The following is a 23,797-nucleotide window of genomic DNA, read 5'->3' on the forward strand; positions in this document are numbered from 1 at the left end:
CTTCTTACGACTAGGCTGACCAACCGGTCTGTTGCTGAACAACGCCGGTTGAGGCTACCGGACCGGGCAAATCCGGCTTACTGCCTACCCATGATCCATTGCACGGCGACGCTGACGGCGACCACGCCAAGGGCGACGCCGAGAACCGCGGATATGACGGCGTCGGTGCGCCTGCTGCGTACCGCGAGCAGGCTGTCGCCGTCATGGGGGACGAGCAGACGCAGCACGGCGCCCGCGAGCACCGAGCACGCCACGATGAACGAGCCCGCCCATGCGGGCAGGCCCATCGCGATCGTCCCAAGGCCGGTGGCCGCACCCGCCACGGTGAGCAGGTACGGCCCCCACGCCTTACCGTTCGTCAATCGGTATCCACTTCTGGTCGCGCTCTCCGATGTACTCGCTGTCCGGGCGGATCAGGCGGTTGTCGGCGTGCTGCTCGATCACGTGCGCCGTCCAGCCCGACATCCGGCTGACCGAGAACACCGGAGTGAACAGGTCCGTCGGGATGCCGAGGTAGTGGTAGACCGTCGCGGCGTAGAAGTCGACGTTCGGGTACAGACCCTTCTCCGCGAAGACGACCTCCTCCATCTCCTTCGACATCCGATAGTAGGTGTCGTCCCCGCTCGCCTCGCCCAACTCCTGCGACATCTTGCGCAGGTGCGTCGCGCGCGGGTCCTCGGTCTTGTAGACCCGGTGCCCGAAGCCCATGATCTTCTCGCCGCGCCCCAGCTTGTCGCGCACGGCCTGCGCGACGCCGTCCGCCGGGATGCCCTCCAGCGTGCGCATGACCTGCTCGTTGGCGCCGCCGTGCAGCGGCCCCTTCAGCGTGCCGATGGCCGCGACGATCGCCGAGTGCATGTCCGACAGCGTGGCCGCGCAGACCCGGGCCGCGAACGTCGAGGCGTTCATGGTGTGGTCGGCGTGCAGCACGAGGCAGGCGTCGAAGATCTCGACGGCCCTCGGGTCGGGCTCGCTGCCGGTGATCTGCAGCAGGAAGTTCGCCGCGATGCTCAGCGCGGGATCGGCGTCTCTCGGGGTGACGCCGGTGCGCGCGGCATGGTAGCGGGCGACGAGCAGGGGCTGCTGCGCCGTCAGGCGCGCCGCCTTGCGGCGGTTGGCGTCCTGCTCGTTGGAGTCCTTGTCGGGATCGTCCGCCGAAGCCAGCGAGACGAGCGTGCGCAAGGCCTCCATGGGCGCCTGTGTCTGGGCGATCTCGTCGATGTTGGCCTGGACCAGAGCTCCTAGCTCGCGCCCTCGCACGAGTTCCGCTCCGTAGTCGGCGAGTTGCCGGCGTGTCGGAAGCGTTCCGTGCTGCAGTAGGTGCGCGGTCTCTTCGAAGCTCGTGCGCCCGGCTAGATCATGGATGTCGTAGCCGCGGTAGAAGAGGCGACCGGCTCTGCCGTCGATGTCACTCAGCGCTGTGGACGCGGCGACGACATCGGCGAGACCTTTGGTGGGGTTGTCCGCCATGTGTTGTTTCCTCCGCTTATCTTCGTCCGCAGTCTACCTGTGAGCAGGTAAAACCAGCCGAGGAGGTCCAGACCAATTTCTGCAGTGATTCTCGTTATGGCAAACGAGATTCCCCAACCCCTCGTTTGGGTAAGCCGGAGCTGTAGCGGAAGTAACGGCGGGCTACCTGGGGAGGAACTGCCGTGGAGGGGCCGTTCATACGCGTCGAGGACACCGGCGAGGTCGTCCCGTTGCGCCCCGAAGTCACGACGATCGGCCGAGGCCGAGGCGTCGACGTCAGGCTGGCCGATCCGAGCGTGTCACGGCTGCACGCCGAGTTCGTCCGCCGCGGACCATACCTGTATGTCGTTGACCTGGGCCTGTCCCGCAACGGCACCCGGGTGAACGGGAGGCCGATCGCCCGGAGGGTACTCGACGACGGTGACGTCGTCTCGTTCGGCGCCGCCCGGTGCAGGGTGGGCGGCGTGCCAAGGGAGGACTTCGCCCCCGAGGTCGAGCTGCGCCGGGCCGCCGCGCCCGAGCTCACCCGGCGCGAGGTCGACGTCCTCACGTCCCTGTGCCGTCCCGCGCTGTCGGACGAGGCGTTCGTCGCCCCTGCCACGGCGCGCGAGATCGCCGACGACCTCGTGGTGACCGAGGCGGCGGTCAAACAGCACCTGCTGCGGCTGTACCAGAAGTTCCGCATCCCGGAGGGCATCAACCGCCGAACCCGGCTGGCCAACGAGGTAGTAGCCCTCGGCCTGGTCCGCCCCACCCCGGTGGTCCCCCCGCAACGCACCGCCGGCCCCGGCGAGTCACCCCCGCAAACCGCGGGCCGCCGCGCCTCGTAGCACGAGCGAACACGGCCGTCCGGGCGCGCCTCCGCGCCGGCCACCCGGACGCCCTGTTCCTTCGCTCGCTCGGCACGCGATGCTCATGCGTGGCGCACACCATCCACCGCGGACTGATGGCGGGAATAGCGACCCGCAGCGTGACAGGCCTGTCGCTTTCCGTCTCGGCCTGGCGGGGAAAGTCAGGTGAAGACGCAAGCAGAATTGCTAGCGTGAGGCTATGACAGTCCTGGTCCGGAGCGAAACCATGACAGACCCACAGCTTCCCACCTGGCTGACTCCCCCGCCCGAGGGGTTCTACGCCGAAGACCTCGATCACTTTCCGGATTTGCCCGCACACACAGAGTTGCTCGATGGAAGCTTGGTCTTCGTGAACCCCCAAGCTTCCTTCCACTCTCTGACCATCACGGTCCTGGAACTCGGCCTGCGGCGGCACGCGCCCTCGGGCTTTCGCGTGCGCCGCGAGATGAGCGTCGTCCTCGGGCCGCGGCAGAGGCCGGAGCCGGATCTCATCGTGATCAATGCTGACGCGGATCTCGGCCTCAACGTCACGGCGTACCAGCCCGCCGATGTCCTCCTCGCGATCGAGGTGGTGAGCCCCGACTCGACGACCCGCGAGCGCAAGCCGCAACTCTACGCCGCAGCCGAGATCCCTCATTTCTGGCGGGTCGAGCAGAAGGACGGTCGTCCTACGGTGTACGTCTACGAACTTGACCCCGCCACCCGCTCGTACGCCCTCATGGGCATCCATCACGACAAGCTGCACCTCTCGTCCCCGTTCGAGATCGACATTGACCTCACCGAGGCAGAACGGCTCTGATTCCCGATCTCCCGTGGTCCAGTCGATCAGGGGTTTCTGAGGAGGTCCCTCAGAAAAGCGGTCAGCTCCGGGAGGGACAGTTCGCGTCCCCGAGACGCCGCGGTTTCGTAGCGGTCGGGAGGGAGGGAGTCGCGGACGGCGGCGGCTTCGCGGGGGCCGTCCAAGGGGTCCATCAGTTCTGGGGAGAAGCCCACTCGGCGGCCTACCGCCTCTACGCCGCCCATCAGGATGGCGGCCTCCTGCGCCCGGCCGGTGAGCGTGAGGGCGTGGGCGGCGGTGTGGAGCAGGACCAGGCGGGAGGTCACGTCCTCGTGGCGGTCGAGGGCGTCGACGATGCCGGCGGCGATCTCCAGGGCTCGCCGGCCGTCGCCGCCGTCGCAGGCGGTCTTCATGCCCGCCCACGCCGAGGAGCCCGCGGCCCAGTCGTGCCCGCAGGAGTTCGCCGTCGCCACGGCCTCGGCCAGCACGACGGCCGCCCCGGGAAGGTCGCCGAGGACGCGGGCCAGCATCCCCTGCACCATCAGGGCCTCGGCCACCAGCCAGTCCTCCCCGGCGCGCCGGGCGAGGCCGACGGCGCTGCGGGCCAGCGCCGGGGCGTCGACGGGCACCCCGGCGAGCACGCCGAAGTGCGTCTGGTAAACGCGGGCGGACGCCTCGACGACCGCGTCACCGGCCTCCCGGCCCTCCGCCTCCGCCAGCAGGACGGCCTCGTACGCCTCGCGCGGCCGGCCGGCGAGGTAGCTCAGACCGCTGACGGCGAGCCGGGCACGGCCCCGGACCCCGGGCTCGGCGTCCGGGGCCGCGGCGAAGGCCTTGTCCATCCAGGCCAGGCCCTCGGCGATGTGGCCCATGCGGTACCAGAACCAGTACAGCGCGCCGCCCAGCCGCAGCGCGTAGACCCCGTCGCCCTCCTCCAGCGCGGAGGCGAAGGCCGCGCGGAACTCGGGCTGCTCGCGGGTCAGCCGGGCCAGCAGCTCGGGGGCCTGCGGGCCGTGCAGCCGGCGCTCGGCGCTCTCGGCCCGCGCCAGCGCCCAGGCCCGGTGGCGGCGCCGGGTGCCCGCGAGGTCGGCCACGTCCAGCTCGCGCAGCGCGTACTGGCGCAGCGTCTCCAGCATCCGGTAGCGGCGCGGCGCGGTGCCGGGCTCGACGGTGACCAGGGACTTGCGGACCAGGGCCGACAGCGGGCGCAGGACCTGCGGCTGGCCGCCGACCGCGCCCGCGGAGTCCAGGTCGAACCCGGCGGCGAAGACGCCGAGCCGGTGGAACAGCCGCCGTTCCTCGGGTTCGAGGAGCTGGTGGCTCCAGGCGACGGCGGCCTCCAGCGCGCGGTGCCGCGCGGGCAGGTCGAGCGGGCCGTCGACCAGCACGTCGAAGCGGTGCTCCAGGGCGTCGGCGATCTGGCCGACCGACAGCACGCGGCACTGCGCGGCGGCCAGCTCGATGGCGAGCGGGATGCCGTCGAGGCCGGCGCACAGCACCGGGATCCGGTCCAGGTCGCCGGGGTCGGGGGACCAGGCGGGCAGCGCGGTGGCGACCCGGCTGCGGAACAGTTCGCTGCCGTCCCCGGCGGGGTCGAGCGGCGGCACCTCGTAGACCGCCTCCCCCTCCACGCCGAGCGCCTCGCGGCTGGTGGCCAGCACGCGCAGGTCACGGCAGCGGCTCAGCAGGACGCCGATGAGCGGGGTGACCGCCTCCAGCAGGTGCTCGCAGTTGTCCAGGACCACCACAAGGCGGCGTCCGGCGAGCACGGCGGCCAGTTCTTCGGCGGAGGACGGCCCCGGAACCCCGAGGGCGGCGGCGACGGTGGCGGGCAGCAGGTCGGCGGAGGTCAGAGCGGCCAGTTCCACCATCCAGGGCCCGTCGGCGTCGCCGGTACGGCGCCTGGCGAGCTCCAGCGCCAGCCGCGTCTTGCCCACCCCGCCCGGGCCGGTCAGCGTGACCAGCCGGTACTCGGCCAGCAGGCCCTCCACGGCCGTGATCTCGGCGGCGCGCCCCACGAAGCTGGACAGCGCGAAGGGCAGGTTTCCCGGCACCGGGCGGGCGGCGCCTCGGGCGCCCGTGGCGCCGGATGCTCCCCCGGCGTCCGGCGTCACCCCCGCCTCCTGTGTCCCCCCGCCCCGCTCGGCGCGCCTCGGCCCGGCGGCGCCCCCGAGGCGGGGAGGAGGGTCGAGGCGCGGGTCCTGGGTGAGCACCGCGGTCTCCAGGTCTCGGAGCGCGGGCCCCGGGTCGACGCCGAGCTCGTCGGCGAGCCGTCTGCGCGCCGCGCGCAGCGTGGCGGTGGCGTCGGCGCGCCGCCCCGACCGGTACAGCGCCAGGGTGAGCAGTTCCCAGCCGCGCTCCCGCAGCGGCTGCTCGGCCACCTGGGCCTCCAGCTCGCCGGCGGCCGCGGCGTGCCGGCCGAGGTCGATGGCGGCGGCCAGCCGGTCCTCCTGGGCGCCGGCCCGCAGGTCCTCCAGCCGCGCGGCCTCGGGCACCGCGAAGCCCGCCTCGGCGAAGTCGGCGTAGGCGGGGCCGCGCCACAGGCCGACCGCCTCGGTGAGCAGTTCCTCGGCCTCCCCCGGCCTGCCGCCGCCCAGGGCGCGCTTGCCGGCCACGGCCAGGTCGGCGAACCGCTCGGCGTCCACGGCGGCCGGGTCGGCCCGCAGCGCGTACCCGGGCCCCTCGCGGACGAGGAGCCGGGGCGGCGCGCCGGACGGGCGCCGGTGCTCCAGGGCCCGGCGCAGCTCGGAGACGTACGCGTGGAGGGTGGCCGGCGAGGGCGGGGGTGAGTCCTCCCACACCTCGGCCATGATCCGATCGGCGGAGACCATCCGCCCCCGGGCGATCAGCAGGACCGCCAGGACCGCCCGCTGCCGCGGGCCCCCCAGGCCGGCGGCCCGTCCCTCCACCTCGGCCCGGAGGGGGCCGAGCACTCCGAACCGCACAGCTGCGGGATCGACCCCGGCCATCGGCCTCCTCGCGGCGCTCGTGGAGATCGTGAGATCTTCTGCGAGGGTAACCGAAGGGGCACGCCCCCAGAAGGGGTCGGCCACCGGACGGATCGGGCTTCTGGCGGCGGGCCGGACCGAGACGTGCGTACGCGCGTTCCCCTTGGCGTCCTCGCACGTCCCGCCACGACCGGCCTCTCACTTCCCCCCTTGCCGGGACATCCGCAGGACGGCTCCCCCCTCGGCAACCGTCCTGCCCGATGCGTCACGGCCGTGGTCTCAGCCCGCGCAGGTGGCCTTGACGGAGACGTACACGCGGAGGGCTCCCCCGTTGGTGGCGGTCACGGTGAGCTTGTCGCGGCTGAAGGCGTCGGACGTGGTGTCCAGGCTGGTGCCGACGGACACCGCGGGGCCGGCGGTGACGTTGATCGTGTCGGTCAGCATGGTGGGCGCGTACGACGGGCACATGACGAGGAACGAGCGGGTGGCGCCGGGCTCGACCCAGACCGCGTTGCCGGCGGTGGCCGTCCCCGCCGCGGAGGCCGGGAGGGCGGCGAGGGTCAGCCCGCCCGCGACGGTGGCGGCGGCCAGGGTGACGCCGGCGGCGCAGCGCTTGATCGTGACAGCGTTGATCATGACAGGGTCCTTTCGCTTCGGTCCCGTCCGGGACCATTCGGAATTTCGAGGTCTCCGCTTCGGATTCGGGCGGGGTGTTTCAGTGACCGGCCGGGACACGGTCCCGGGCCGGGGTCTTGTGGCGGGCGCGGCCGGGACGCGGCCGGAGCACCCGGGCGAGGACGCCCGGCGACAGCAGCCGCCGGGGCGGGGCCTGCAGGTTGGCGACGCTCAGGAAGGCGTGCCCGACCACCGGGTCCGCCTCCGCGGCCACGTGCAGGCGTGCGATGTAGTTGTTGAGCAGCTTGAGGCGCAGGGGACGCGGGCCCTCGACGGACGGGAAGCGCAGGTCGCCACCGACCGATATGTCCCAGGCCACGTCGATGATCCGCGCGGCGCGCCCGTGGAAGCGCCGGGCGAGCCCGCCGCGTCCGCCGGGCGCCGCCAGGCATTCGCGCAGCGCGACCGCCTCGCACGCGGCCACGGTCATGCCCTGCCCGTAGGTGGGGTTGAACTGGCACAGCGCGTCGCCGAACACCAGGTAGCCCTCGGGGAAGCGGCTCAGGCGCTCATAGCGGCGGCGGACGCTCACCGGGATGCGCATCAGCCGGGGCTCCCCGAGCGGTTCCAGCCGTTCGAGGAGGCGGTGCAGGTCCGGGACCGGGACGCGGGCGGCGAACCGGTGGTAGCCGTCCGGGTCGGTGGGCGGGATGTCGTCGCCCATGCCGTACAGCGTGACCAGCCAGCGGTCGCCCTCGCCGCTCAGCGCGACCCCGCCCCGCGGGACGGCCGTGCTGTGCCCGACGATCATGGCGACGACGTCGGCGTCGCCCGGCCGGCGCCGGTACTCGCGGGAGACGTACGCCAGCCGCGAGTCGACGCGCTCCTCGGCCGCGGGCTCGTACCCCAGCCGGCGCAGCCACTCGGCCCCCCGGTTGCCGCGGCCGGTGGCGTTCACCACGAGGTCGGCCTCGATCTCCTCGACCTCCCCGGGCCGGCCGGGAAGCGCCACGCGCACCCCCGTGACCGCGCCGGGCCGTCCGGCGACCGGCTCGACCACCTCGCGGCGGTCCTGGATCACCACGCCGGGCAGGGCCTCGACCCGGGACCGCAGGTGGCGTTCGAGCAGCGGCCTGCTCACCGACAGGCCGCGCAGCCGCGACGGCGCCGGGCGCAGAAGCAGCCCGTCGTTGTACCAGCGGACGTCCCGCTGGATGTCGCACGGCACGGCGCCCGCGGCGACCAGGTCGTCGTGCAGGCCGGGGAACAGCTCGTCGAGGATCTCGCGGCCCTGGGAGAGCAGCCCGTGCGCGTGGTGGCCCTGCGGCACACTCCGCCTCGGGACGCCCTCCCCGGGCAGCGCGTCACGGTCGAGCACCGTGACGCGGTCGAAGGTCTCGCCGAGCACCCGGGCCGCGAGCAGCCCGCCGATCCCCGCTCCCACGACGACGGCGTGGCGCTCGGAGGCGCGGCCGCTGCCTGTCACGGCGTCCTCACCCCCACTGGGAGGGGTCGCCAGTGACGGACCACTGCGAAGGGTCGCCCGGCGCGGACCACTGGGACGGGTCGCCGCCGGCGGCCTGGGCGGCGGCGCCCGGGCCCAGCAGGGCTCCCAGGGCGATCCCGGCCACCGCGGCCGTGCGGATGATGCGCTTCCTCACGGTTCACCTCGTTGTCTGAGTCGTCGCCGCCCTGTGCCGGGCGGCGTCTCGTTCACGACAACGAGCATGCGGACGGCCGCTTGGCGGCCGATGGGAACCGGCTTTCCCAGTGCTTCCCAGCGCTTCCCAGTGGATTCCAAGCGCCCCCGGCGATGCTGGGAGGCACGACAGGGGCGCGCCGGGCGCGCGGGATCAGAGGAGGGCGATCAGGTGGCCGAGCAGGGCGCCGACCTCCTGGCGGGACAGCGTGCGGCCCCGGGCGGCGTGGCGCGCGTACTCCTCGGGCGGCAGGGCCTCGCGCACGGCGGCGGCCTCGCGCGGGCCGTCCAGCGGGTCCATCAGCTCCGGCGAGACGCCGGCCCGCGTGCCGATGGCCTCCACGGCCCCCATGAGCACCGCCGCCTCCTCGGCCTTCCCGGCCAGCACGAGCGCGCGGGCGGCGCTGTGCACCGTCACCAGCCAGAAGGAGATGTCCCCGTAACGGTCCATAGTGGCGAGGATGCCCCCCGCGACGGCGAGCGCCCGTGCCCCGTCGCCCCGGTCGCAGGCGGTCTTCATCTCGCACCAGGCGGCCCCGTCGGCGGCCCAGTCGTGGCCGCTGGCGCGGGCCGCGGCGATCGCCCGGCGGAACACCGCCTCGGCGGCGGGCAGGTCTCCGAGGGCCCGCAGGACCATGCCCTGCACCATGAGCGTCTCGGCCTCCACCCAGTCCTGCCCGGTGCGCCGGGCCGACCGGACGCCCTCCTCGGCGAGCGCGGCGCCGTCGCCGGGCCCCCGGGTGAGCACGCCGAGGTAGGCGGTGTACGCGATCGCGAGCGACTCGGTCACCGGGTCGCCGGCCGCACGGGCCTCCTCCACCGCCACGCGGGCGGCCTGGTGCGCCTCGTCCGTACGCCCGGCCACATAGCACAGTGCCGCCACGGCGAACCGGGCCCGCGCGCGGACGTCGGCGGCGGCGTCCGGGGCCGCGGCGAACGCCTCGGACAGCCAGGCCAGGCCCTCCCCCACGTATCCCATGCGGAACCAGAACCAGAAGAGCGCGCCGCCCAGCCGCAGGGCGTACTCGCCGTCCCCGAGTTCCAGGGCCGAGGCGAAGGCGGCGCGGAACTCCGCCTGGTCGCGTCCGAGCCCCTGCAGCAACGCCACCGCCTGCGGGCCGCGCAGGTGGCGTTCGACGTTCTCGGCCCGGGCCAGCGCCCAGGCGCGGTGGCGTTCCCGGGCGGCGTCGTGCTCCTCCGGCGGCAGCGCGGCGACGGCGTAGTAGCGCAGCGTCTCCAGCATCCGGTAGCGACGCGGCGCCGTGCCGGGTTCCACGGTGACCAGGGACTTGCGGACCAACGCCGACAGCGGGCCCAGCACGGGGGCGATCCCGCCGACCGCGGCGGCCGCCTCCAGGTCGAAGCCGCCTTCGAGCACGCCGAGCCGGTGGAAGAGGCGGCGTTCGGCCGGCTGGAGGAGCTGGTCGCTCCAGGCGATGGTGTCCACCAGGGTGCGGTGGCGGTCGGGCCGCCCCGCGGGCCCGGCGACCAGCAGGGTGAAGCGGTCCTTCAGCGCGTCCGCGATCTGGTCCAGGGACAGCGTGCGGCACTGCGCGGCGGCGAGCTCGATGGCCAGCGGGTTCCCGTCGAGCCGCGCGCACACGGTTCTGATCGTCTCCCGGTCGCCGGCCTCGGGGATCCCGCCGGGCAGCGCGGCGGCGGCCCGGCGCAGGAAGAGTTCCGTTCCTTCGGTGGCCGCGTCCAGGGGCGGCACGTCGTAGACGGCCTCCCCGGTGATGCCGAGTGACTCGCGGCTGGTGCACAGGACGCGCACGCCGCCGCAGCGGGCCAGCAGGGTGTGGGCCAGGTGGGCGGCGTGGACCAGCAGGTGCTCGCAGTTGTCCAGGACGAGGAGCGTACGGCGGCCGGCCAGCATGCCGGCGAGCTGCTCGGGGGAACCGGCGGAGGGCAGTCCGAGGGCCGCGGCGACGGTGGGGGTGAGCAGTTCGGGAGCGTGCAGCCCCGCCATCTCCACCAGCCACGGCCCGTCGGCGTCGGCACGGGCGCGGGCCGCCTCCAGGGCTAATCGGGTCTTGCCGGCCCCGCCGGGCCCGGTGAGCGTGACCAGCCGGTGCGTGTCCAGGTACGCGCCGACGGCGGCCAGGTCCCGGGTGCGCCCGACGAAGCTCGACAGGGCGAACGGCAGGTTCCCCTGGCCGGGCGCGCCCCCGGCGGCCTGTCCGGCCGTACCGCCGGAGGCCGGGCGCTCCGGCCCCGTCACGGGCGCGCCGGCGCCCGCGGGTCCGAGGTCCGGACGGGGGCCGGCCTCGGCCGCAGGGCTCGTTCGCCGCGGCGCCGCCGGGCTCAGCGCCGGGTCCTGGGCGAGGATGGCCTCCTCCAGGTCGCGCAGGCCGCGGCCCGGGTCGATGCCGAGCTCGTCGGACAGCCGCCTGCGCACCGCGCGCAGGGCGGCGAGCGCGTCGCCCTGCCGTCCGGACCGGTACAGCGCCAGGGCCAGCAGTTCCCAGCCGCGCTCGCGCAGCGGCTGCTCGGCGACCAACGCCTCCAGCTCGCCGACGGCGGCGGCGTGCCGCCCGGCGGCGATGATCGCGGCGAGCCGGTCCTCGTGGACGGCGGCCCGCAGGTTCTCCAGCCGCGTAGCGTCGGGGGTGGCGAAGGCGGCGCCGCCGAAGTCGGCGTAGGCGGGCCCCCGCCACAGCGCGAGCGCCTGCCCGAGCAGGTCGGCGGCCCGTTCGGGATCGCCGCCTTCCAGCTCGCGCCGGCCGCGCGCGGCCAGGTCGGCGAAGCGTTCGGCGTCGACGGCGGTGGGGGCGGCGCGCAGCGCGTACCCGGGCCCGTCACGGACCAGCAGGCTGGGCGGCGCGCCGGGGGTCCGTCCCGGCTCCAGCGCGCGGCGCAGATCGGCGACGTACCCGTGCAGGGTGGTCGGCGAGGGCTGCCGGGAGTCGCTCCACACGTCGGACAGGATCCGGTCGGCCGAGACGATCCTGCCCCGCGCGATCAGCAGCAACGCCAGCACCGCCCGCTGCCGCGGCCCGCCGAGCCCCGCCGGCCGGCCGCCCACCTCCGCCCGGAGCGTTCCCAGTACCCCGAACCGCACGTCCTCGGCGACGCTCACCGCAGCCTCCCTGATGCCCGCCGTGACGATATCCGAATCGTCTACGTCTGCGAAGAGCCGAGTTCGGACGTGCGTCCGGCGCCGTTCGGGAGGCGTCCGCCGGACCGGCGGCACAGGGATAGGGGCGGACGGCTTCGCGGGGCCTCCGCTCGGTGGCGTACGCCACCGAGCGGGTCGTCTCACCTCCGGCCGACGTCACCGGAGGCGGGCGCGACGACCACCGCCGATCGAGCGGATCAGGGGACGACCTCCATCTGGGCCATCATGCCGAGGGACGAGTGCTCCAGATAGTGGCAGTGGTACACGTACCGGCCCAGGTAGTTGCGGAACGTCGCCTGGACGCGCACGGTCTCGTTGGGCGGGAGCTGGATCGTGTCCTTGAGCCCCGCGTCCCACGGCCGCGGCGGGGCCCCGTTCCGGTCCAGCACCCGGAACTGCACCAGGTGCATGTGGAAGGTGTGCTCGATGCCCTGGTCGCTGTCGCCGTTGGTCAGGGTCCAGATCTCCGTGTCGCCGCGCTTGATCCGGAAGTCCACCCGGTTCGGGTCGAACTGCTTGTCGTTCACCAGCCCGAAGACGTCGGTCTCGGTGTACCCGAAGCGCATCGACACCTCCCGCCGCACCGTCGCCGCCGGCATCGGGGGCAGCGGCCTGAGCACGTCGGGCACGCGGCTGTCGTCCCACGCCTGCCGCACCACGTCGAACCTGAGCACGGGGGCGCCACTGGCGGCGTCGGTGAGGACGACCTGGGTGCCGACCGGGTAGCGCGCGAAGTCGACGACGATGTCCGCGCGCTGCGCCGAGCCGAGAACCAGCTCGGTCAGCGGCACGGGCGCGGGCAGCAGCCCTCCGTCGGACGCGATCTGCTGGAACTCCGCGCCGCCGAGGGTGAGCCGGAAGGTGTACTCGTTGGCCCCGTTGACGAGCCGGAACCGGTACTTGCGCGCCGCGACCGGGAAGTACGGCTGCGGCCTGCCGTTGGCCAGGATCGTTGTGCGATCGTAGGGGCTGAAGAAGACCAGGCCGCCGTTCTCGTCGAACTGGGCGTTGCGCAGGAAGATCGGCACGTCGTAGGGCCCGTCGGGCAGGCGCAGGCGCCGCTCGGCCGGGTCGTCGATCACGTACATGCCGTGCAGGCCGCGGTAGACGTGCTCGGCCTCCATGTGGTGGCTGTGGTCGTGGTACCACAGCGTGGTGCCCTGCTGGGCGTTCGGGTAGTCGTAGCTCCGGAAGCGCCCGGGGTCGATGGTCTCCATGGGGTGTCCGTCGCTGACCGCGGGCACGTGCGCGCCGTGCAGGTGCACGTTGGTCGGCCGGTCGAGCTGGTTGACGAACACGACCTTGGCCGGGCGGCCGGTCCGCGCGCGGATCGTCGGCCCGACGAACGTGCCGCCGTAGGTCAGCAGGGGGGTGGTGAGCCCGGGGAGGATCTCCAGGTTCGCCGGTTTGACGGCGATCTTGTAGAGGTCGTGGTCGGGTCCCGACCAGGCGGGCCGCAGCTCCTGCGGCACCGGCATCCGCACCGAGAACGGAGCCACCGCGGAGCGCGCCGCGGCCCTCGGGGCGCGCGGGATCAGGTCCTGCCTGCGCAGCGGCACCGTGTCGTCGGCGCCCTCGGCGGTGAGCCTGGAGAACGGCAGGACCATCGCACCACCGGTGATGGCGCCGAGCGCCAGTAATCGTCGCCGATTCAGCATCGATCTTCCCCCTATCAGATGACGACCGGGCGGCGGCGCTCCCGGCCGCACGCCGGACCACGCCCAAGGGAATGCGCGTTAGGGAAGAATCTTGCATCGACGCAGGGCGGCGTCTTCTTTCAAAGTGCCTGACCGCTTCGGCGATCTGTCGCCGCACGTCGGTGCCCGGCGCCGGCCGTGCCGATCAGATGGTGGACATCTGAAACCACACGACGTGGCCGTCCGGATCCGCGCGCCAGCCCCAGGCGCTGGCGAGCTGGCACACCAGCCAGAGCCCGCGCCCGCCCTCGGAGCTCTCCCCCACGTCCCTGTGGACGTACGGGTGCGCGCTCGCCCCCTCGTCGATCACGTCCACCTGGATGGCGCGGCCGTGGTCGGTCAGCACGACGGCGAGCCGCCCGTCCGGACGCCGGCCGGAGCCGGAGTACCGGATCGCGTTCGTCACCAGCTCGCTGACCATCAGCACCGCGTCGTCCGTCTCCTGGCAGCGGGTCGTGCGCAGGATCTCCCGCACGAACGCCCGCGCCAGCCCTACCGACGCCGCCCTGCCGGGAAGCTCCACCCGCCCCAGCAGATCCGCCGTCGCCATCACCCCGATCTCCGGCATCGCCGTCATCGCCCCGTCCTTCATTTGCCCCCTGGCGGACCGCGCCATGGTACGCGTGGCCTCGTACTTAGCATGGCATTCTTCATTGAATGGTGTAAATCACTTTGTTTGGCGGATTCACCATCCCCAGGCGACACAAGGGGTCATATTCAAGATCATCAACGAGAATGCGAAAACGGGCCGGAGCTTAACGCGATAGGGGACCCCCCAAAGGGACGCGTGAGCGCACGCACAAGGCGCATGCCCCACCAGTCCGCACCCACCCCGCCTGCGACACCCCGCGGGAGCCTCCCGGGCCCGTGGACCCACAGGCAGCCACCCCGAACCACGGAGAGATGACCCCCTAAGCCGCCCGCCAAACACCGAAATAAAGTCATCAATTGGACAGCGCATCCCCCTCGCCAACCCATACGGCTCTCGCCATACTGAGACGGCCGCCACTAACCCTCTCTATTACCGCAGAGCCCGATTTACCCATCTGGAACGGTACAAAAATTCTCGAACAGCTCGGATGCCGTCAAGTCCCAGATCGCGCACATCCTTCACCGCTATTGACGTTCCAATATGGAATGATCCGCCCCCCACCCCGAAAAAGCGTGAAGAACAACCGTTCTCATCGACAGGAGCACAGTGAACACGATTCGATTAAGCCGGGCAGAGCGTCATCCCCGGCCCGCGCGGCCCCGTCAGCGGCGCATGGGACGGCACCTTGCCGCCGTCCTCCTGGCCGCGCTCCCCCTCGGCCAGGGCCTGCCCGCCGCGGCCGACTCCGTCCCCGGCTCCACCGGCGCCGCCACGGGATGGGGATGCGGCCTCGTCCTCACCACCAGCGTCACCCTCACCGAGGACCTCGTCTGCGACGGCGACGGACCGCTCATCGGCGCCGACGACGTCACGATCGACCTCAACGGCCATGCCGTCCGCGGTCCCGGCTCGGGCTCCGGCATCGGCAACACCGGCTACCGCCGCAACACCTGGAAAAGGCTGACCGTACGCGACGGCAGGATTGAAGGGTTCGCCGAGGCTATCGCGTTCGTCGGGGTCTCCGACTCGGCGATCACCAACGTGGCCGTCGCCGGAGGACGGGTCGGCATCGAGGCCTCCTCCGCGGTGACGATCAGCGGCACACCCGAACAATGTGTCCTGGACGGCTTCGTGGCCCGCGGCCACGCACAGCTGACGATCGATCACTGCACCCTGCGCGGTGACACGTCGTTCTACGATTCGGCGGTGACGCTCGAGAACAGCAGGCTCGTCGCCGGCCACCTGCATCTGGGCCAATCCGACAACAGCGTCGTGACCGGCAACGTCTTCGACGGCTACCCTGTCTCCCTGGGTTACCAGAGCCGTCGCAACGTGTTCAGGGACAACGTCTTCAGTAACGCCGGCGTCGCCGTCAGGACGGACGGCGCGTCCCCCGGCGCCACGTTCGAGAACAACACCTTCCAGAACAACAACGTCGGCATCAACAGCTACATCTTCAGCGAGACCGTCACCGGGAACCGCTTCGTCGGCAACCGGACCGCGGGCATCTACATCCGCGACGTGATCTCCACGTCGAGCATCACCGGAAACGTCTTCCAGAGCAACGGCGGCGCCCCGAGCGGGCTCACCGACCCCTCCGGAACCCCGGTACGCGGCGGCGTCCACATCGGGTCGAGCCAGCCCGAGACCCTCACCCTGACCGGCAACACCGGGGTGGACAACGCCGGTTACTTCATCTTCGCCCGCCCCGGCACCGTGACCGACGGCGGCGGCAACACAGGCAGCCCCTGCGGACCCTCGCCCAATTCCGCGGTGACCTGCCACTGACGCCGGGGTCGTCACGGACCACCCGCGCGACGACGACATCTCCGGGCCCGCGTGGTCCGCGCGCGGTACAGTGCCGCCGAGGCCACGGGTGTGTGACCTCCATGGAGGGCCGCGCCTCGCTTACTGTCGGAGCAGGGGACGGCGAAGCACAGGGAGCCTCGGTGCCTGAGACCTGCGACGTCGCGATCATCGGTGGTGGTGTGATCGGCTGCGCGGCGGCACGCGCGCTCGCCGCGCGGGGCCGCACCGTCCTGATCGTCGACGCGGCCGACCGGCTCGGCTCCGGCGCGTCCAGCGCGGCCATGGGAGGCATCCTCACCCAGACCGAGCCCTCCTGCCTGGGGCCGCTCAGCACGGTCATCAAGCGCAGCCGCGACCTCTACCTCGGCTGGCTGGACGAGCTGACCTCGGTGTCGGGGGTGGAGGTCCCGGTCCTCCAGGGCGGCGACATCCAGGTCGCGCTCGACGAGACCGAGATGCGGCGCCTGGAGGAGGAGGTGCTGCCGCGCTGGGCGGGCTCGCCGTTCGAGGTCGTCCGCCTCAGCGCCGCCGACGCCAGGGAACTGGAGCCGATGCTGAGCGAGGCCGTGGCCGGAGGCTTCCTGCTGCCCGAGGAGCTGGCGCTCGACCCGATGCTGCTCATGGAGGCGCTGACCACGGCGCTGAAGGCCGGCGACCTGCCGATCCGCGTGCGGACGGGCGCGCCCGCGGCGCGGGTGACCTCCACTCCGGGCGGCGCGGAGGTCCACCTGCGCGACGGCGAGCGGGTCACGGCGGACGTGGTCGTGGTCGCCGCCGGCCACCGCAGCCCGGCCCTGCTGCCCGGCCACCGCGCGCACCTGTTCCCGATCAAGGGCGAGGCGTTCGACACCCGCCCGCCCGGCGCGCGATGCTACCCGCTGCGCCACCACGTCTTCACCGAGTACCGGGACGGCGGCTTCGAGGCGTTCCCCTACCTGGTGCCGCGGCACGACGGCCGGGTGGCGATGGGCGTCACCTACGAGCCGTACGTGAGCGACACGACGGCGACCGCCGCGGCCCGCGAGCAGATCATGCGCGGGGTCGCGGCCCTGATGCCCGCGGCGGCGACATGGCCGGTGGTGCGCCACTGGGCGGGCCTGCGCCCCGGCAGCACCGACCACCTGCCGATCATCGGCCACGTCGACGACCACGCCCGCGTCCTCGCCGCGACCGGCCACAGCGGCCTCGGCATCACTCTGGCCCCCGCCACCGCCGAACTCGTCGCCGCCCTGATCACCGGCGACATCACCCCCGAGCTGCGCCCCCTGCTCGCCATCTGCCGCCCCGATCGCGAGTTCGTCCCTGCCTCCGCGGCCGCTTGATCTCGCGTAACGCGCGGACGATCCTGGGCGGTGCGGCCGAACGCGGGGACGGCTTCCACTCGCGGCCTCGATCATTCCCTCAGATGTCCCGGCTTCCCGGCTTCCGCGCCGCGGTCGCGTGGAGCAGGGCCAGCGTGTTCACCGCGACCTGGTCCCGGATGCGGTCGACGAGCGTCAGCCACTGGCGGGTGAACCCGGACCTGCGATCGAGGCTCTCCCAGAAGGGGAGCAGCGAGGGATCGACGTGCGCGGCGGGCATCCACAGGTGGAGCAGGTGGTCGATGGCGGGCGCCAGCCGGGCCGCGGCGTCGGCCCTGACCCCGATGCCGGCCTTCTCCGCCATCCGCAGCACCGTGGTCAGCAGCCAGTCGTGCAGCGCCAGGTCCTCGCAGAGGCTGAGCACGGCCGGGGTGAACGGGCCGGCGTGGACCACGCGCAGGGTGCGCAGGCCGTCCTCGCGGACGGTGAAGCGGATCGCGGGCTCCCCCGTCTCGGCGACCCAGCGCACCAGGGTCCGCGCGGCCTTGAACGAGGCCCGGCGGTCGAGGTGCCGGGACGCCTGGATGAGGTCCACGAGGCGGGCGCCGATCGATCCCAGGTCGAGCCCGTCCGGGGCCGGGTCGCCGCCGAAGCCCTCGGCGACGTCCGCGGCCTTGACCTTCCCGAGCACCTCGACGACCCCGGGGCGGGCCATGTAGTGGGACCACGGGAGCCTGCGGTCGGCGCCCCGCTCGACGCGGGCGTGCGCGGAGCCCTGCACGACACGGCCGCCCGTGATCGTGCCGCGGGCCAGCACCGTGCCGACGCCGCGGACCCGCGCGCGGGACGCCGAGGGAAGCCCGCAGTCGACGCCGGCCAGGCGATCCGGCGAGACGGCGTAGGCGATGGGACGCCAGGACAGCCGCACGGGCTCGCCCGCCGTCAGCGCGAGCACGCTCGCGCACGCGTCGCCGTCGATCTGACCGGAGTTCTGCAGCAGCGCGGTCCTGACCTCTCCCAGCACCAGCATCGGCGTCCCGTCCGCTAGCCGAAGACGTAGAAGACGCGGTCGACGAGCTCGTCGGCGAGCTCGACGCCCTCTTCCCCGCCGCGTTCCTTGAGCTGCCGCAGGACCTCAGGGTCCACGGCGACCTGGCTCAGGATCGTGCGCACGGCCAGCTCGACCGGCAGGAACCGCGGGGACAGCACGGACATGGTGGTGTAGGCGGTGAACGGCGCGGCGTCGTCGCGCAGGCGGACGACGGCGGGCAGGGCGTCCCAGTCCTCGGGCCAGGCGGCCGGCCGCGGCCTCGGACGTACGGGCAGCGCGCCGTTGTCGCGCAGCGCCCCGAGGCGCAGGAGCTGCCAGACCGAAGCGAGGAACGGGCAGGACCAGACGCGCTCGGCGCCCTTCTCGTCCCACAGCTCCACGTCCACGAAGACGGAGTGGCCGCGCTTGGCGTTCTGCACCGGGGGCGCCCACCGCCGCTCCTTGCCCATGGCCTGCGCGCCCGCCCCGGACGGCGAGCGTACTCCGTTGCACAACCAGCCCGACTCCATGACCGGCGGGCGGGAGCCGTTCGTGCCGGGCGGCGGATCCGAGACGATGCGGTCGGCGACCAGCCGCGCGAGGTCGAGCCCGTCGGCGGTCGCGCAGGCGGACTCGCGCGCCAGGTAGTCGACGCGCAGCCCGCACCTCTCGGCCACGTCCAGCACCATGGGGGCCAGCGCGGCCGGGGTGCCGAAGCGGCTGAAGTAGTCGTCGATCAGGAAGCAGGTGCTGATCCGGGCGGACTGGGACCCCACGCGTCCCCGCCAGGCCGAGCGGACGGCCTCCAGCCAGGGCGCGACCCGGCGGAACTGCGCCTCCAGCCGCTCGGGCCCGGCCTGGAAGTCCTCCATGTAGAGATGTCCCAGCTCGACCGAGACATGGGACAACGGGGCGAAGGAGACCCTGCGTTCGGCGGAGGTCTCCCCGAACGCCGCGTCGACGGACGTCACAACCCCTCCCACGCGCTGTCGTCGATGATCTTCTTGGCGAGGTTCTCGAACGCCTCGGCGGTCTCGGCGTTGGCGATCTTGCTGACGAGGACGTCCTCGTCGGTGATGAGCTGCTCGCGCCACTGCAGGACCGGGTCGAGCGGCACCTTCCCCAGCATCGCCGTACGGCCGACGCCGTGCCGTCCCGCCAGCTCGCGCAGCTCGCCGTCACAGGCGCTCAGCCACGCCCGCTGCTCGTCGCGCAGCCCCTCCAGCTCGGCGGCGCCGGCCTCCAGGACCGCGGTCCTGACGAAGCGGATGCGGTCGCGCAGGACCTCGGCGTCGTGGCCGTACCGGGCGCCGACCTCGAGGAGGCCGTCGGCGCCGGTGACGAGGCCGGCGGCCGCGATGATGTGCTGGCGGGTCCAGCGATGGAAGACCAGCCAGCGGAAGGGGAGCTGCGCCCGGGAGGTGACCTTGAGGATCATCTCGGCGGTGAACGAGCGCCCGGCGCTCACGTCCACCATGCACAGGTCGTACTCCTCCTCCAGCAGGCCGAACAACCGCCCGCACCTGCGCACCATCTCGTCGTCCACCGCCGACAGCTCGCCGCCGCCCTCGCTGCCGGGGTAGAGGATCATGCGCCCGGCGCCGGAGGGCCTGCTCCTGAGCCCCTCGCGGTCCGACTCCCCCCACACGTCGACGCGCCGCGGCTCGGCGACCTCCCCGCGCAGGTACTCGTGCAGGCCGCCGGACCTGATGCCGCGTGCCACCGCGCCGACGCCGAAGATGGCGCCCGCCGTCGGCGAGCCGAAGTCGAAGTCCAGGTAGCAGACGTCGTTGCCCTGCAGGGCGTGGCGGTAGACGATGTTGGTCCCGGTGACCGACCGCCCGGTGCCGCCCTTGTCGGAGATCACGAACACCAGCATCAGACGGCCTCCGACGCGCTGTCCCGTGCGGCCGCCAGCCCTTCCAGGGCGAGCAGGGCGTCGTAGATCAGCGCCTGCGCGGTGGCGGGCCTGTCGCCGACGATGGCCCGCGCCCGCTGCAGGCCCGCCTGGATGCCGCGCAGCCTCGGCTGGATGGTCTGGCCGGCCACCAGCGGACGGCTCACCAGCTCCTGGTCCAGCAGGTGCTCGGCCTCGCCCAGCATCTGATGGGCCAGCTCCACCAGGTCGGGGCTGCGCGGCGGCGCGTCACCGCTGGACTTCGCCGCCGACACGAGGACCTCGACCACGCGCTCAGTGACGTACCAGCAGGGCTCGTCGTGGCGGGCCTCGATGTCGGGGAAGACGTTGCCGGGCTGGTCCCACAGCCCGCGCGCCGCGCCGTCGGCGCACCGGCGCAGCTCCACGTGCCGCCAGATGCCGTCGGCGAGCCGCAGCAGCCGTTCGCGGACGGCGGTGTGCCGGGCGACGGACGCGGCCCAGATCGTGTGTTTCAGCAGAGTGGTCGAGAAGTCGGAGAGCATCCAGATCAGGCTCGGCCCGAGCGCGTCCGAGCCGTGCAGGCCGGCGGCGACTCCGGGGTGGTGCATGCGCACGGCGGGGTCGCCCGGGACGGCGCGCCGGGTGATCCGCGCCCGCATGGCGAGCTCTTCCAGCACTCCGGTGATCCGGCCGAGGTCGACATCGGAGGCGGCCCGGCCGCCGGCGTCGTTCACCAGACTCTGCACCACGATGGCCGACACCAGGAGGCTGTAGTAGTCCGACTCCTTCTCGTTGGTCGTCCGCCAAGGGATGTCCTCCAGCGGCCAGGCGCCGCGGCCGAACGTGGCGATCGTGCGCCAGTAGAGGCGGGTCAGGTCCCAGCGGCGCTGGAGCGCCTGGGCCAGGGTGAGCTGCTCGTCGTTCAGCAGGCCGAGGACGCGCGTGCGCTGGGAGAACAGATCGGCGATGCCGGCGAGGGCGTTGACCGTGAAACAGAGGCGCGGGGCGTCGGCGGCGATGCCCTTGGGCTGGGGGCCGATGTCGAGCGAGGTCACGATGTCGGGCGCGTCCTTGACGATGCCCCAGGACCACCCGCACTCGAAGAGCAGGTTGTCGTTGTCCAGATCCACCTGGCTGCCCGAGCCGACGGTGAGGTCGCGCAGGCCCGCGCGGACCGGCCCCAGTCCGCGGCGCAGGTCGTCCAGCACGCGGCGGGTGGGCGCCCCGGTCTGATCGACGGACTTGAGCAGCGCGCGCCCCGCCGCCGAGCCGGGGTCGAAGGCGTTGACCGTGAAGCTGCGCAGCAAGCCCACCATGGCGGCCGACAGCCGCTTGCCGGCCTCCCTTTCGATCAGCGCGATCTCGGCGCGGATCGCCTCCCTGCGCACACTCTGCCGGAAGAGCTTGAGGAAGCCCAGCGTGCCCAGCATGAGCGTGACCGATATGGAGAACGAGTCCACGACGTCGAGCCGGAGCTGGTCGGGGGTGATCTCGGCGTTCTCGTCCACGGCGCGGAAGTAGCCGCCCCCGGAGAAGATCGGCCGGCCGTCCCCGGCGGTGTAGGTGCGGATGTACGCGCCGATCACCCTCAGAAGAAGTCTGGGAATCTCGACGGAGTCCCCGAGACCGGACAACGCGGCGAGAACGTCGTCGGCGGTCTGATCCGGCGTGTCCAACCGGAGGCCGGGAAGTTCCGAGGCCGGATATATGAAGCACAGCAACTGTTCCGCGTCGGAGATCGAGTTGGACCCGCCGTGTCCGCCCCACGTCCATCCCCCGCCGCGGTACGACGTGCGGGCGGCGGCCTCCCATAGCTCCAGAAGCTGCTGGCGGGGCTGCAGTCTCATGTGCGTCCTCCCTATACTCAGGGTCGCGCATAGGCAGCCGAGTGGCGGCGAGTGGATCTTTACCACTCAGCCGGGGTTCGCCATCACGTTTGCCTTCACGTTTGCCTTCAAAAGCGACACGCCCCTTACCCTTATACCATCGCAATGCATTCGCCGCCTGAACGGCCGAATAAGTGCGCGCGCGTGTTCGCAGGCAACAGGAGTGGTTCGACAAAACGGACATCCAGCCTTAGTTGGGAGCACGAAGAAATGCCCTGTGAATCGGCACCCGCGGACGGTCGCGACCACCACGCATCTCAGCCGACGGCCAGAGACAGGCATACCTTCCACGGCAAAAGAGTCCTGGTCACCGGTGCCGCCATCGACATGTCACTTCTGAGCCCCCTGCTGATTCGAGGGCTCGTGCCATGGCGGCCGAGCGAGGTCCTCTCGGAAAAGGATCTCGTGCGCGAACTCGACGGCGCGGTCGCTTACCTGCACGGTGGCGAGGAGCGTGCCACCGAGGCCGCGTTACGGGCGGCCGCGGGCACTCTCAAGGTCGTGGCGTTCCTGGGCGTAGGCTACGAGAACTTCGTGGACGTGGCCGCCGCCGAACGCCTCGGCATCGTCGTGACCAACACCCCGGGCGCCGCCACCGACTCGGTCGCCACATTCGCCGTCGGCCAGATCATCAACGCCAACCTTCGCATCACGCGCCATCTGGGCCGTGTGGTCCCCGAATGGTCGGAGGGTGAGGAACTCCCGAACGAGCTCAGCCAGCTCAAAGTCGGCATCATCGGCTTGGGGGCCATCGGCACCCGCGTCGCGGAAATGCTGCGGCACACTCTCGGCACGAGGGTCGCATATTACAGTCGCACCAGAAAGCCCCACGTCGAGGTCTCCCTCGACATGCCGTATCTCCCGCTCCACGAGTTGTGCGAGTTCAGCGACGCGCTGGTGATCGCGACACCGGAGAACGGCGGGACGAAATCCATGGTGGACTCCTCGGTGATCTCCCGGCTGAGGCGCGGCGCCATTCTGGTGAACGTCGCGCGCCCGGGCATCGTGGACGCGGAGGCGCTGTACAACGGCATGAGGGAAGATCGTGTGGCGGTCGCCGTCTTCGACGGCTTCTACGGCGGCGACTCCTATTTCGGTCTCCGGATTCGCGCGGAATTCCCCGACCGGCTCCTGGTCACCGGCCATATCGCCTCGCACACGCGCCAGGCCATGGATCGAATGACCCGATCCGCGAGCGGGTCGGCGCCCGCGTGGTCACCACCGTCAGCGGCAAGGGCGTGGTGCCGGAGAGCCACCGGCTCTGCCTGGGCGCGACCCTGCACCTGGAGACCGTGCGCCACTGGCTCGCCACCTGCGACGTCGTGCTGGCCATCGGCACCGAACTCGGCCCCGCCGACCTGTGGGAGGAGCGCTTCGCGCTCACCGGCACGCTGATCCGCGTGGACGTGGACCCCGCCCAGATGTACGGCGACCACGTGGCCGACGTGGCGATCGTGGCCGACGCCGCGCTCGCCGTCCAAGGGCTCGGGGATCACCTCCGGGACGTCGCGGGCCCGGCGTCACGGGAAGGGCCGGGATGCGACTACCGCGCCGAACAGGAGAAGCTGACCGGGCGCTGGACCGGATACCTGCGCGCGCTCGGCCAGGCCCTGCCCGAGGACGCGATCATCGTGGGCGACAACTCGATGGTCGTCTACCACGGGGCCCTGGTCGGCATGGTCATCGACCCGCCGGGGCGGTTCCTCTTCCCCGCCGGGTTCGGCACGCTCGGCTTCGCGCTGCCCGCGGGGATCGGCGCGAAGCTCGGCCGCCCGGACCGGCCCGTCGCCGTGCTGGCCGGCGACGGCGCGCTGCAGTTCAGCCTCCAGGAGCTGGCGATGGCCGTGGAGCTGGGCCTGAGCCTGCCCGTGATCGTCGCGCTGAACGGGGGATTCGGGGAGATCAGGGAGGAGATGGTGCGCAAGGGCATGCGCCCGGTGGCCGTCGACCTGCACGGGCCGGACTTCCCCGTGCTCGCCGAGGCCTACGGCGCGCACGGCCGCGCGGTGAAGTCGCCCGAGGGGCTGCGGGAGGCCGTGGAGGAGGCCCTGCGGACCCCCGTCCCCACTGTGATCACCTTCACCGAGCCCTGCGGAGACGACGGTCCCGAGTGACCGGGGGCAC

General features: G+C 72.5%; 18 protein-coding genes and 1 pseudogene. 6 read left to right on the plus strand and 13 right to left on the minus strand.

The annotated features are described in order from the left end of the window. Window positions 1–77: 77 nt before the first annotated feature. Together BJ981_RS02570 and BJ981_RS02575 are read right to left on the minus strand one after the other, a co-directional pair. A complete protein-coding gene (locus BJ981_RS02570; protein ID WP_184608123.1) occupies window positions 78–362 on the minus strand; it encodes a DUF3017 domain-containing protein in 285 nt (94 codons plus the stop codon). Next, window positions 349–1,470 carry a citrate/2-methylcitrate synthase gene (locus tag BJ981_RS02575; RefSeq protein WP_184608124.1) on the minus strand — a complete coding sequence of 374 codons (1,122 nt, stop codon included), beginning with the start codon at window positions 1,468–1,470 and terminating at the stop codon, window positions 349–351. Before BJ981_RS02575 ends, BJ981_RS02570 begins: the two co-directional genes overlap by 14 nt. A gap of 182 nt (window positions 1,471–1,652) precedes the next feature. On the opposite strand from BJ981_RS02575, the gene BJ981_RS02580 reads away from it, so the two are divergent. After that, the gene (locus BJ981_RS02580) at window positions 1,653–2,300 is read left to right on the plus strand and encodes an FHA domain-containing protein (protein WP_114031322.1); all 648 of its coding nucleotides are present in this window, start codon (window positions 1,653–1,655) and stop codon (window positions 2,298–2,300) included. 220 nt (window positions 2,301–2,520) lie between these two features. Further along, window positions 2,521–3,120, plus strand: a complete 600-nt coding sequence (locus tag BJ981_RS02585) for a Uma2 family endonuclease (RefSeq protein ID WP_239139702.1) — start codon at window positions 2,521–2,523, stop codon at window positions 3,118–3,120. Window positions 3,121–3,146: 26 nt separating this feature from the next. Here BJ981_RS02585 and BJ981_RS02590 read toward each other — a convergent pair whose 3' ends face one another. The 7 genes from BJ981_RS02590 to BJ981_RS02620 all read right to left on the minus strand — a co-directional run bounded on the left by BJ981_RS02590 (window position 3,147) and on the right by BJ981_RS02620 (window position 13,753). Continuing rightward, window positions 3,147–6,068: an AfsR/SARP family transcriptional regulator gene (locus BJ981_RS02590; RefSeq protein ID WP_184608125.1), complete on the minus strand. Its 2,922-nt coding sequence runs from the start codon at window positions 6,066–6,068 to the stop codon at window positions 3,147–3,149. A 258-nt stretch (window positions 6,069–6,326) separates the two neighbouring features. Continuing rightward, window positions 6,327–6,683: a hypothetical protein gene (locus BJ981_RS02595; protein WP_184608126.1), complete on the minus strand. Its 357-nt coding sequence runs from the start codon at window positions 6,681–6,683 to the stop codon at window positions 6,327–6,329. 79 nt (window positions 6,684–6,762) lie between these two features. Further along, the gene (locus BJ981_RS02600) at window positions 6,763–8,148 is read right to left on the minus strand and encodes an FAD-dependent oxidoreductase (protein WP_184608127.1); all 1,386 of its coding nucleotides are present in this window, start codon (window positions 8,146–8,148) and stop codon (window positions 6,763–6,765) included. 7 nt (window positions 8,149–8,155) lie between these two features. Beyond that, entirely contained in the window at window positions 8,156–8,323 is a 168-nt protein-coding gene (locus BJ981_RS02605; protein ID WP_184608128.1) for a hypothetical protein, read from the minus strand. Between the two features lie 192 nt (window positions 8,324–8,515). Continuing rightward, on the minus strand, window positions 8,516–11,440 hold the full coding sequence (locus tag BJ981_RS02610; RefSeq protein WP_184608129.1) for an AfsR/SARP family transcriptional regulator: 2,925 nt from the start codon (window positions 11,438–11,440) through the stop codon (window positions 8,516–8,518). A gap of 236 nt (window positions 11,441–11,676) precedes the next feature. Then, on the minus strand, window positions 11,677–13,137 hold the full coding sequence (locus tag BJ981_RS02615) for a multicopper oxidase family protein (protein WP_184608130.1): 1,461 nt from the start codon (window positions 13,135–13,137) through the stop codon (window positions 11,677–11,679). Window positions 13,138–13,321: 184 nt separating this feature from the next. Further along, entirely contained in the window at window positions 13,322–13,753 is a 432-nt protein-coding gene (locus tag BJ981_RS02620; protein WP_184608131.1) for an ATP-binding protein, read from the minus strand. Between the two features lie 687 nt (window positions 13,754–14,440). On the opposite strand from BJ981_RS02620, the gene BJ981_RS02625 reads away from it, so the two are divergent. Together BJ981_RS02625 and BJ981_RS02630 are read left to right on the plus strand one after the other, a co-directional pair. Then, complete coding sequence (locus BJ981_RS02625) at window positions 14,441–15,556, plus strand: right-handed parallel beta-helix repeat-containing protein (protein ID WP_184608132.1); 1,116 nt, start codon at window positions 14,441–14,443, stop codon at window positions 15,554–15,556. A gap of 161 nt (window positions 15,557–15,717) precedes the next feature. Then, window positions 15,718–16,899 (plus strand): NAD(P)/FAD-dependent oxidoreductase, encoded by a 1,182-nt coding sequence (locus BJ981_RS02630; protein WP_184608133.1) that lies wholly within the window; start codon window positions 15,718–15,720, stop codon window positions 16,897–16,899. A 79-nt stretch (window positions 16,900–16,978) separates the two neighbouring features. Here the strand turns inward: BJ981_RS02630 and BJ981_RS02635 are convergent, their stop codons facing one another. From BJ981_RS02635 to BJ981_RS02650, 4 genes are read right to left on the minus strand one after another with little or no spacing between them, the layout of a single operon-like run. Then, window positions 16,979–17,908 carry an SCO2521 family protein gene (locus BJ981_RS02635; protein WP_184608134.1) on the minus strand — a complete coding sequence of 310 codons (930 nt, stop codon included), beginning with the start codon at window positions 17,906–17,908 and terminating at the stop codon, window positions 16,979–16,981. A gap of 14 nt (window positions 17,909–17,922) precedes the next feature. Beyond that, window positions 17,923–18,879, minus strand: a complete 957-nt coding sequence (locus BJ981_RS02640; RefSeq protein WP_184608135.1) for an SCO2522 family protein — start codon at window positions 18,877–18,879, stop codon at window positions 17,923–17,925. Then, window positions 18,876–19,787 carry an SCO2523 family variant P-loop protein gene (locus tag BJ981_RS02645; RefSeq protein WP_184608136.1) on the minus strand — a complete coding sequence of 304 codons (912 nt, stop codon included), beginning with the start codon at window positions 19,785–19,787 and terminating at the stop codon, window positions 18,876–18,878. Before BJ981_RS02645 ends, BJ981_RS02640 begins: the two co-directional genes overlap by 4 nt. Next, window positions 19,787–21,634 (minus strand): SCO2524 family protein, encoded by a 1,848-nt coding sequence (locus BJ981_RS02650; RefSeq protein ID WP_184608137.1) that lies wholly within the window; start codon window positions 21,632–21,634, stop codon window positions 19,787–19,789. The genes BJ981_RS02645 and BJ981_RS02650 overlap by 1 nt, the downstream gene beginning before the upstream one ends. A gap of 366 nt (window positions 21,635–22,000) precedes the next feature. On the opposite strand from BJ981_RS02650, the pseudogene BJ981_RS02655 reads away from it, so the two are divergent. Both BJ981_RS02655 and BJ981_RS38980 read left to right on the plus strand, forming a co-directional pair. After that, window positions 22,001–22,858 (plus strand): annotated as a pseudogene (locus tag BJ981_RS02655) (2-hydroxyacid dehydrogenase); the annotation flags it as partial. A gap of 56 nt (window positions 22,859–22,914) precedes the next feature. Continuing rightward, complete coding sequence (locus tag BJ981_RS38980; RefSeq protein ID WP_239139701.1) at window positions 22,915–23,787, plus strand: thiamine pyrophosphate-dependent enzyme; 873 nt, start codon at window positions 22,915–22,917, stop codon at window positions 23,785–23,787. The last annotated feature ends 10 nt before the right edge of the window (window positions 23,788–23,797 follow it).

Source organism: Sphaerisporangium krabiense (assembly GCF_014200435.1).
Taxonomy (GTDB): Bacteria; Actinomycetota; Actinomycetes; order Streptosporangiales; family Streptosporangiaceae; genus Sphaerisporangium; species Sphaerisporangium krabiense.

Excerpts from the sequence above, each read along its gene's own strand:
- BJ981_RS02595 (WP_184608126.1), bottom strand. The coding sequence starts at position 6,683 with ATGATCAACGCTGTCACGATCAAGCGCTGCGCCGCCGGCGTCACCCTG.
- BJ981_RS02585 (WP_239139702.1), top strand. The coding sequence starts at position 2,521 with ATGACAGTCCTGGTCCGGAGCGAAACCATGACAGACCCACAGCTTCCC.
- BJ981_RS02615 (WP_184608130.1), bottom strand. The coding sequence starts at position 13,137 with ATGCTGAATCGGCGACGATTACTGGCGCTCGGCGCCATCACCGGTGGT.
- BJ981_RS02635 (WP_184608134.1), bottom strand. The coding sequence starts at position 17,908 with ATGCTGGTGCTGGGAGAGGTCAGGACCGCGCTGCTGCAGAACTCCGGT.
- BJ981_RS02650 (WP_184608137.1), bottom strand. The coding sequence starts at position 21,634 with ATGAGACTGCAGCCCCGCCAGCAGCTTCTGGAGCTATGGGAGGCCGCC.
- BJ981_RS02645 (WP_184608136.1), bottom strand. The coding sequence starts at position 19,787 with ATGCTGGTGTTCGTGATCTCCGACAAGGGCGGCACCGGGCGGTCGGTC.
- BJ981_RS02625 (WP_184608132.1), top strand. The coding sequence starts at position 14,441 with ATGGGACGGCACCTTGCCGCCGTCCTCCTGGCCGCGCTCCCCCTCGGC.
- BJ981_RS02620 (WP_184608131.1), bottom strand. The coding sequence starts at position 13,753 with ATGACGGCGATGCCGGAGATCGGGGTGATGGCGACGGCGGATCTGCTG.
- BJ981_RS02575 (WP_184608124.1), bottom strand. The coding sequence starts at position 1,470 with ATGGCGGACAACCCCACCAAAGGTCTCGCCGATGTCGTCGCCGCGTCC.
- BJ981_RS02590 (WP_184608125.1), bottom strand. The coding sequence starts at position 6,068 with ATGGCCGGGGTCGATCCCGCAGCTGTGCGGTTCGGAGTGCTCGGCCCC.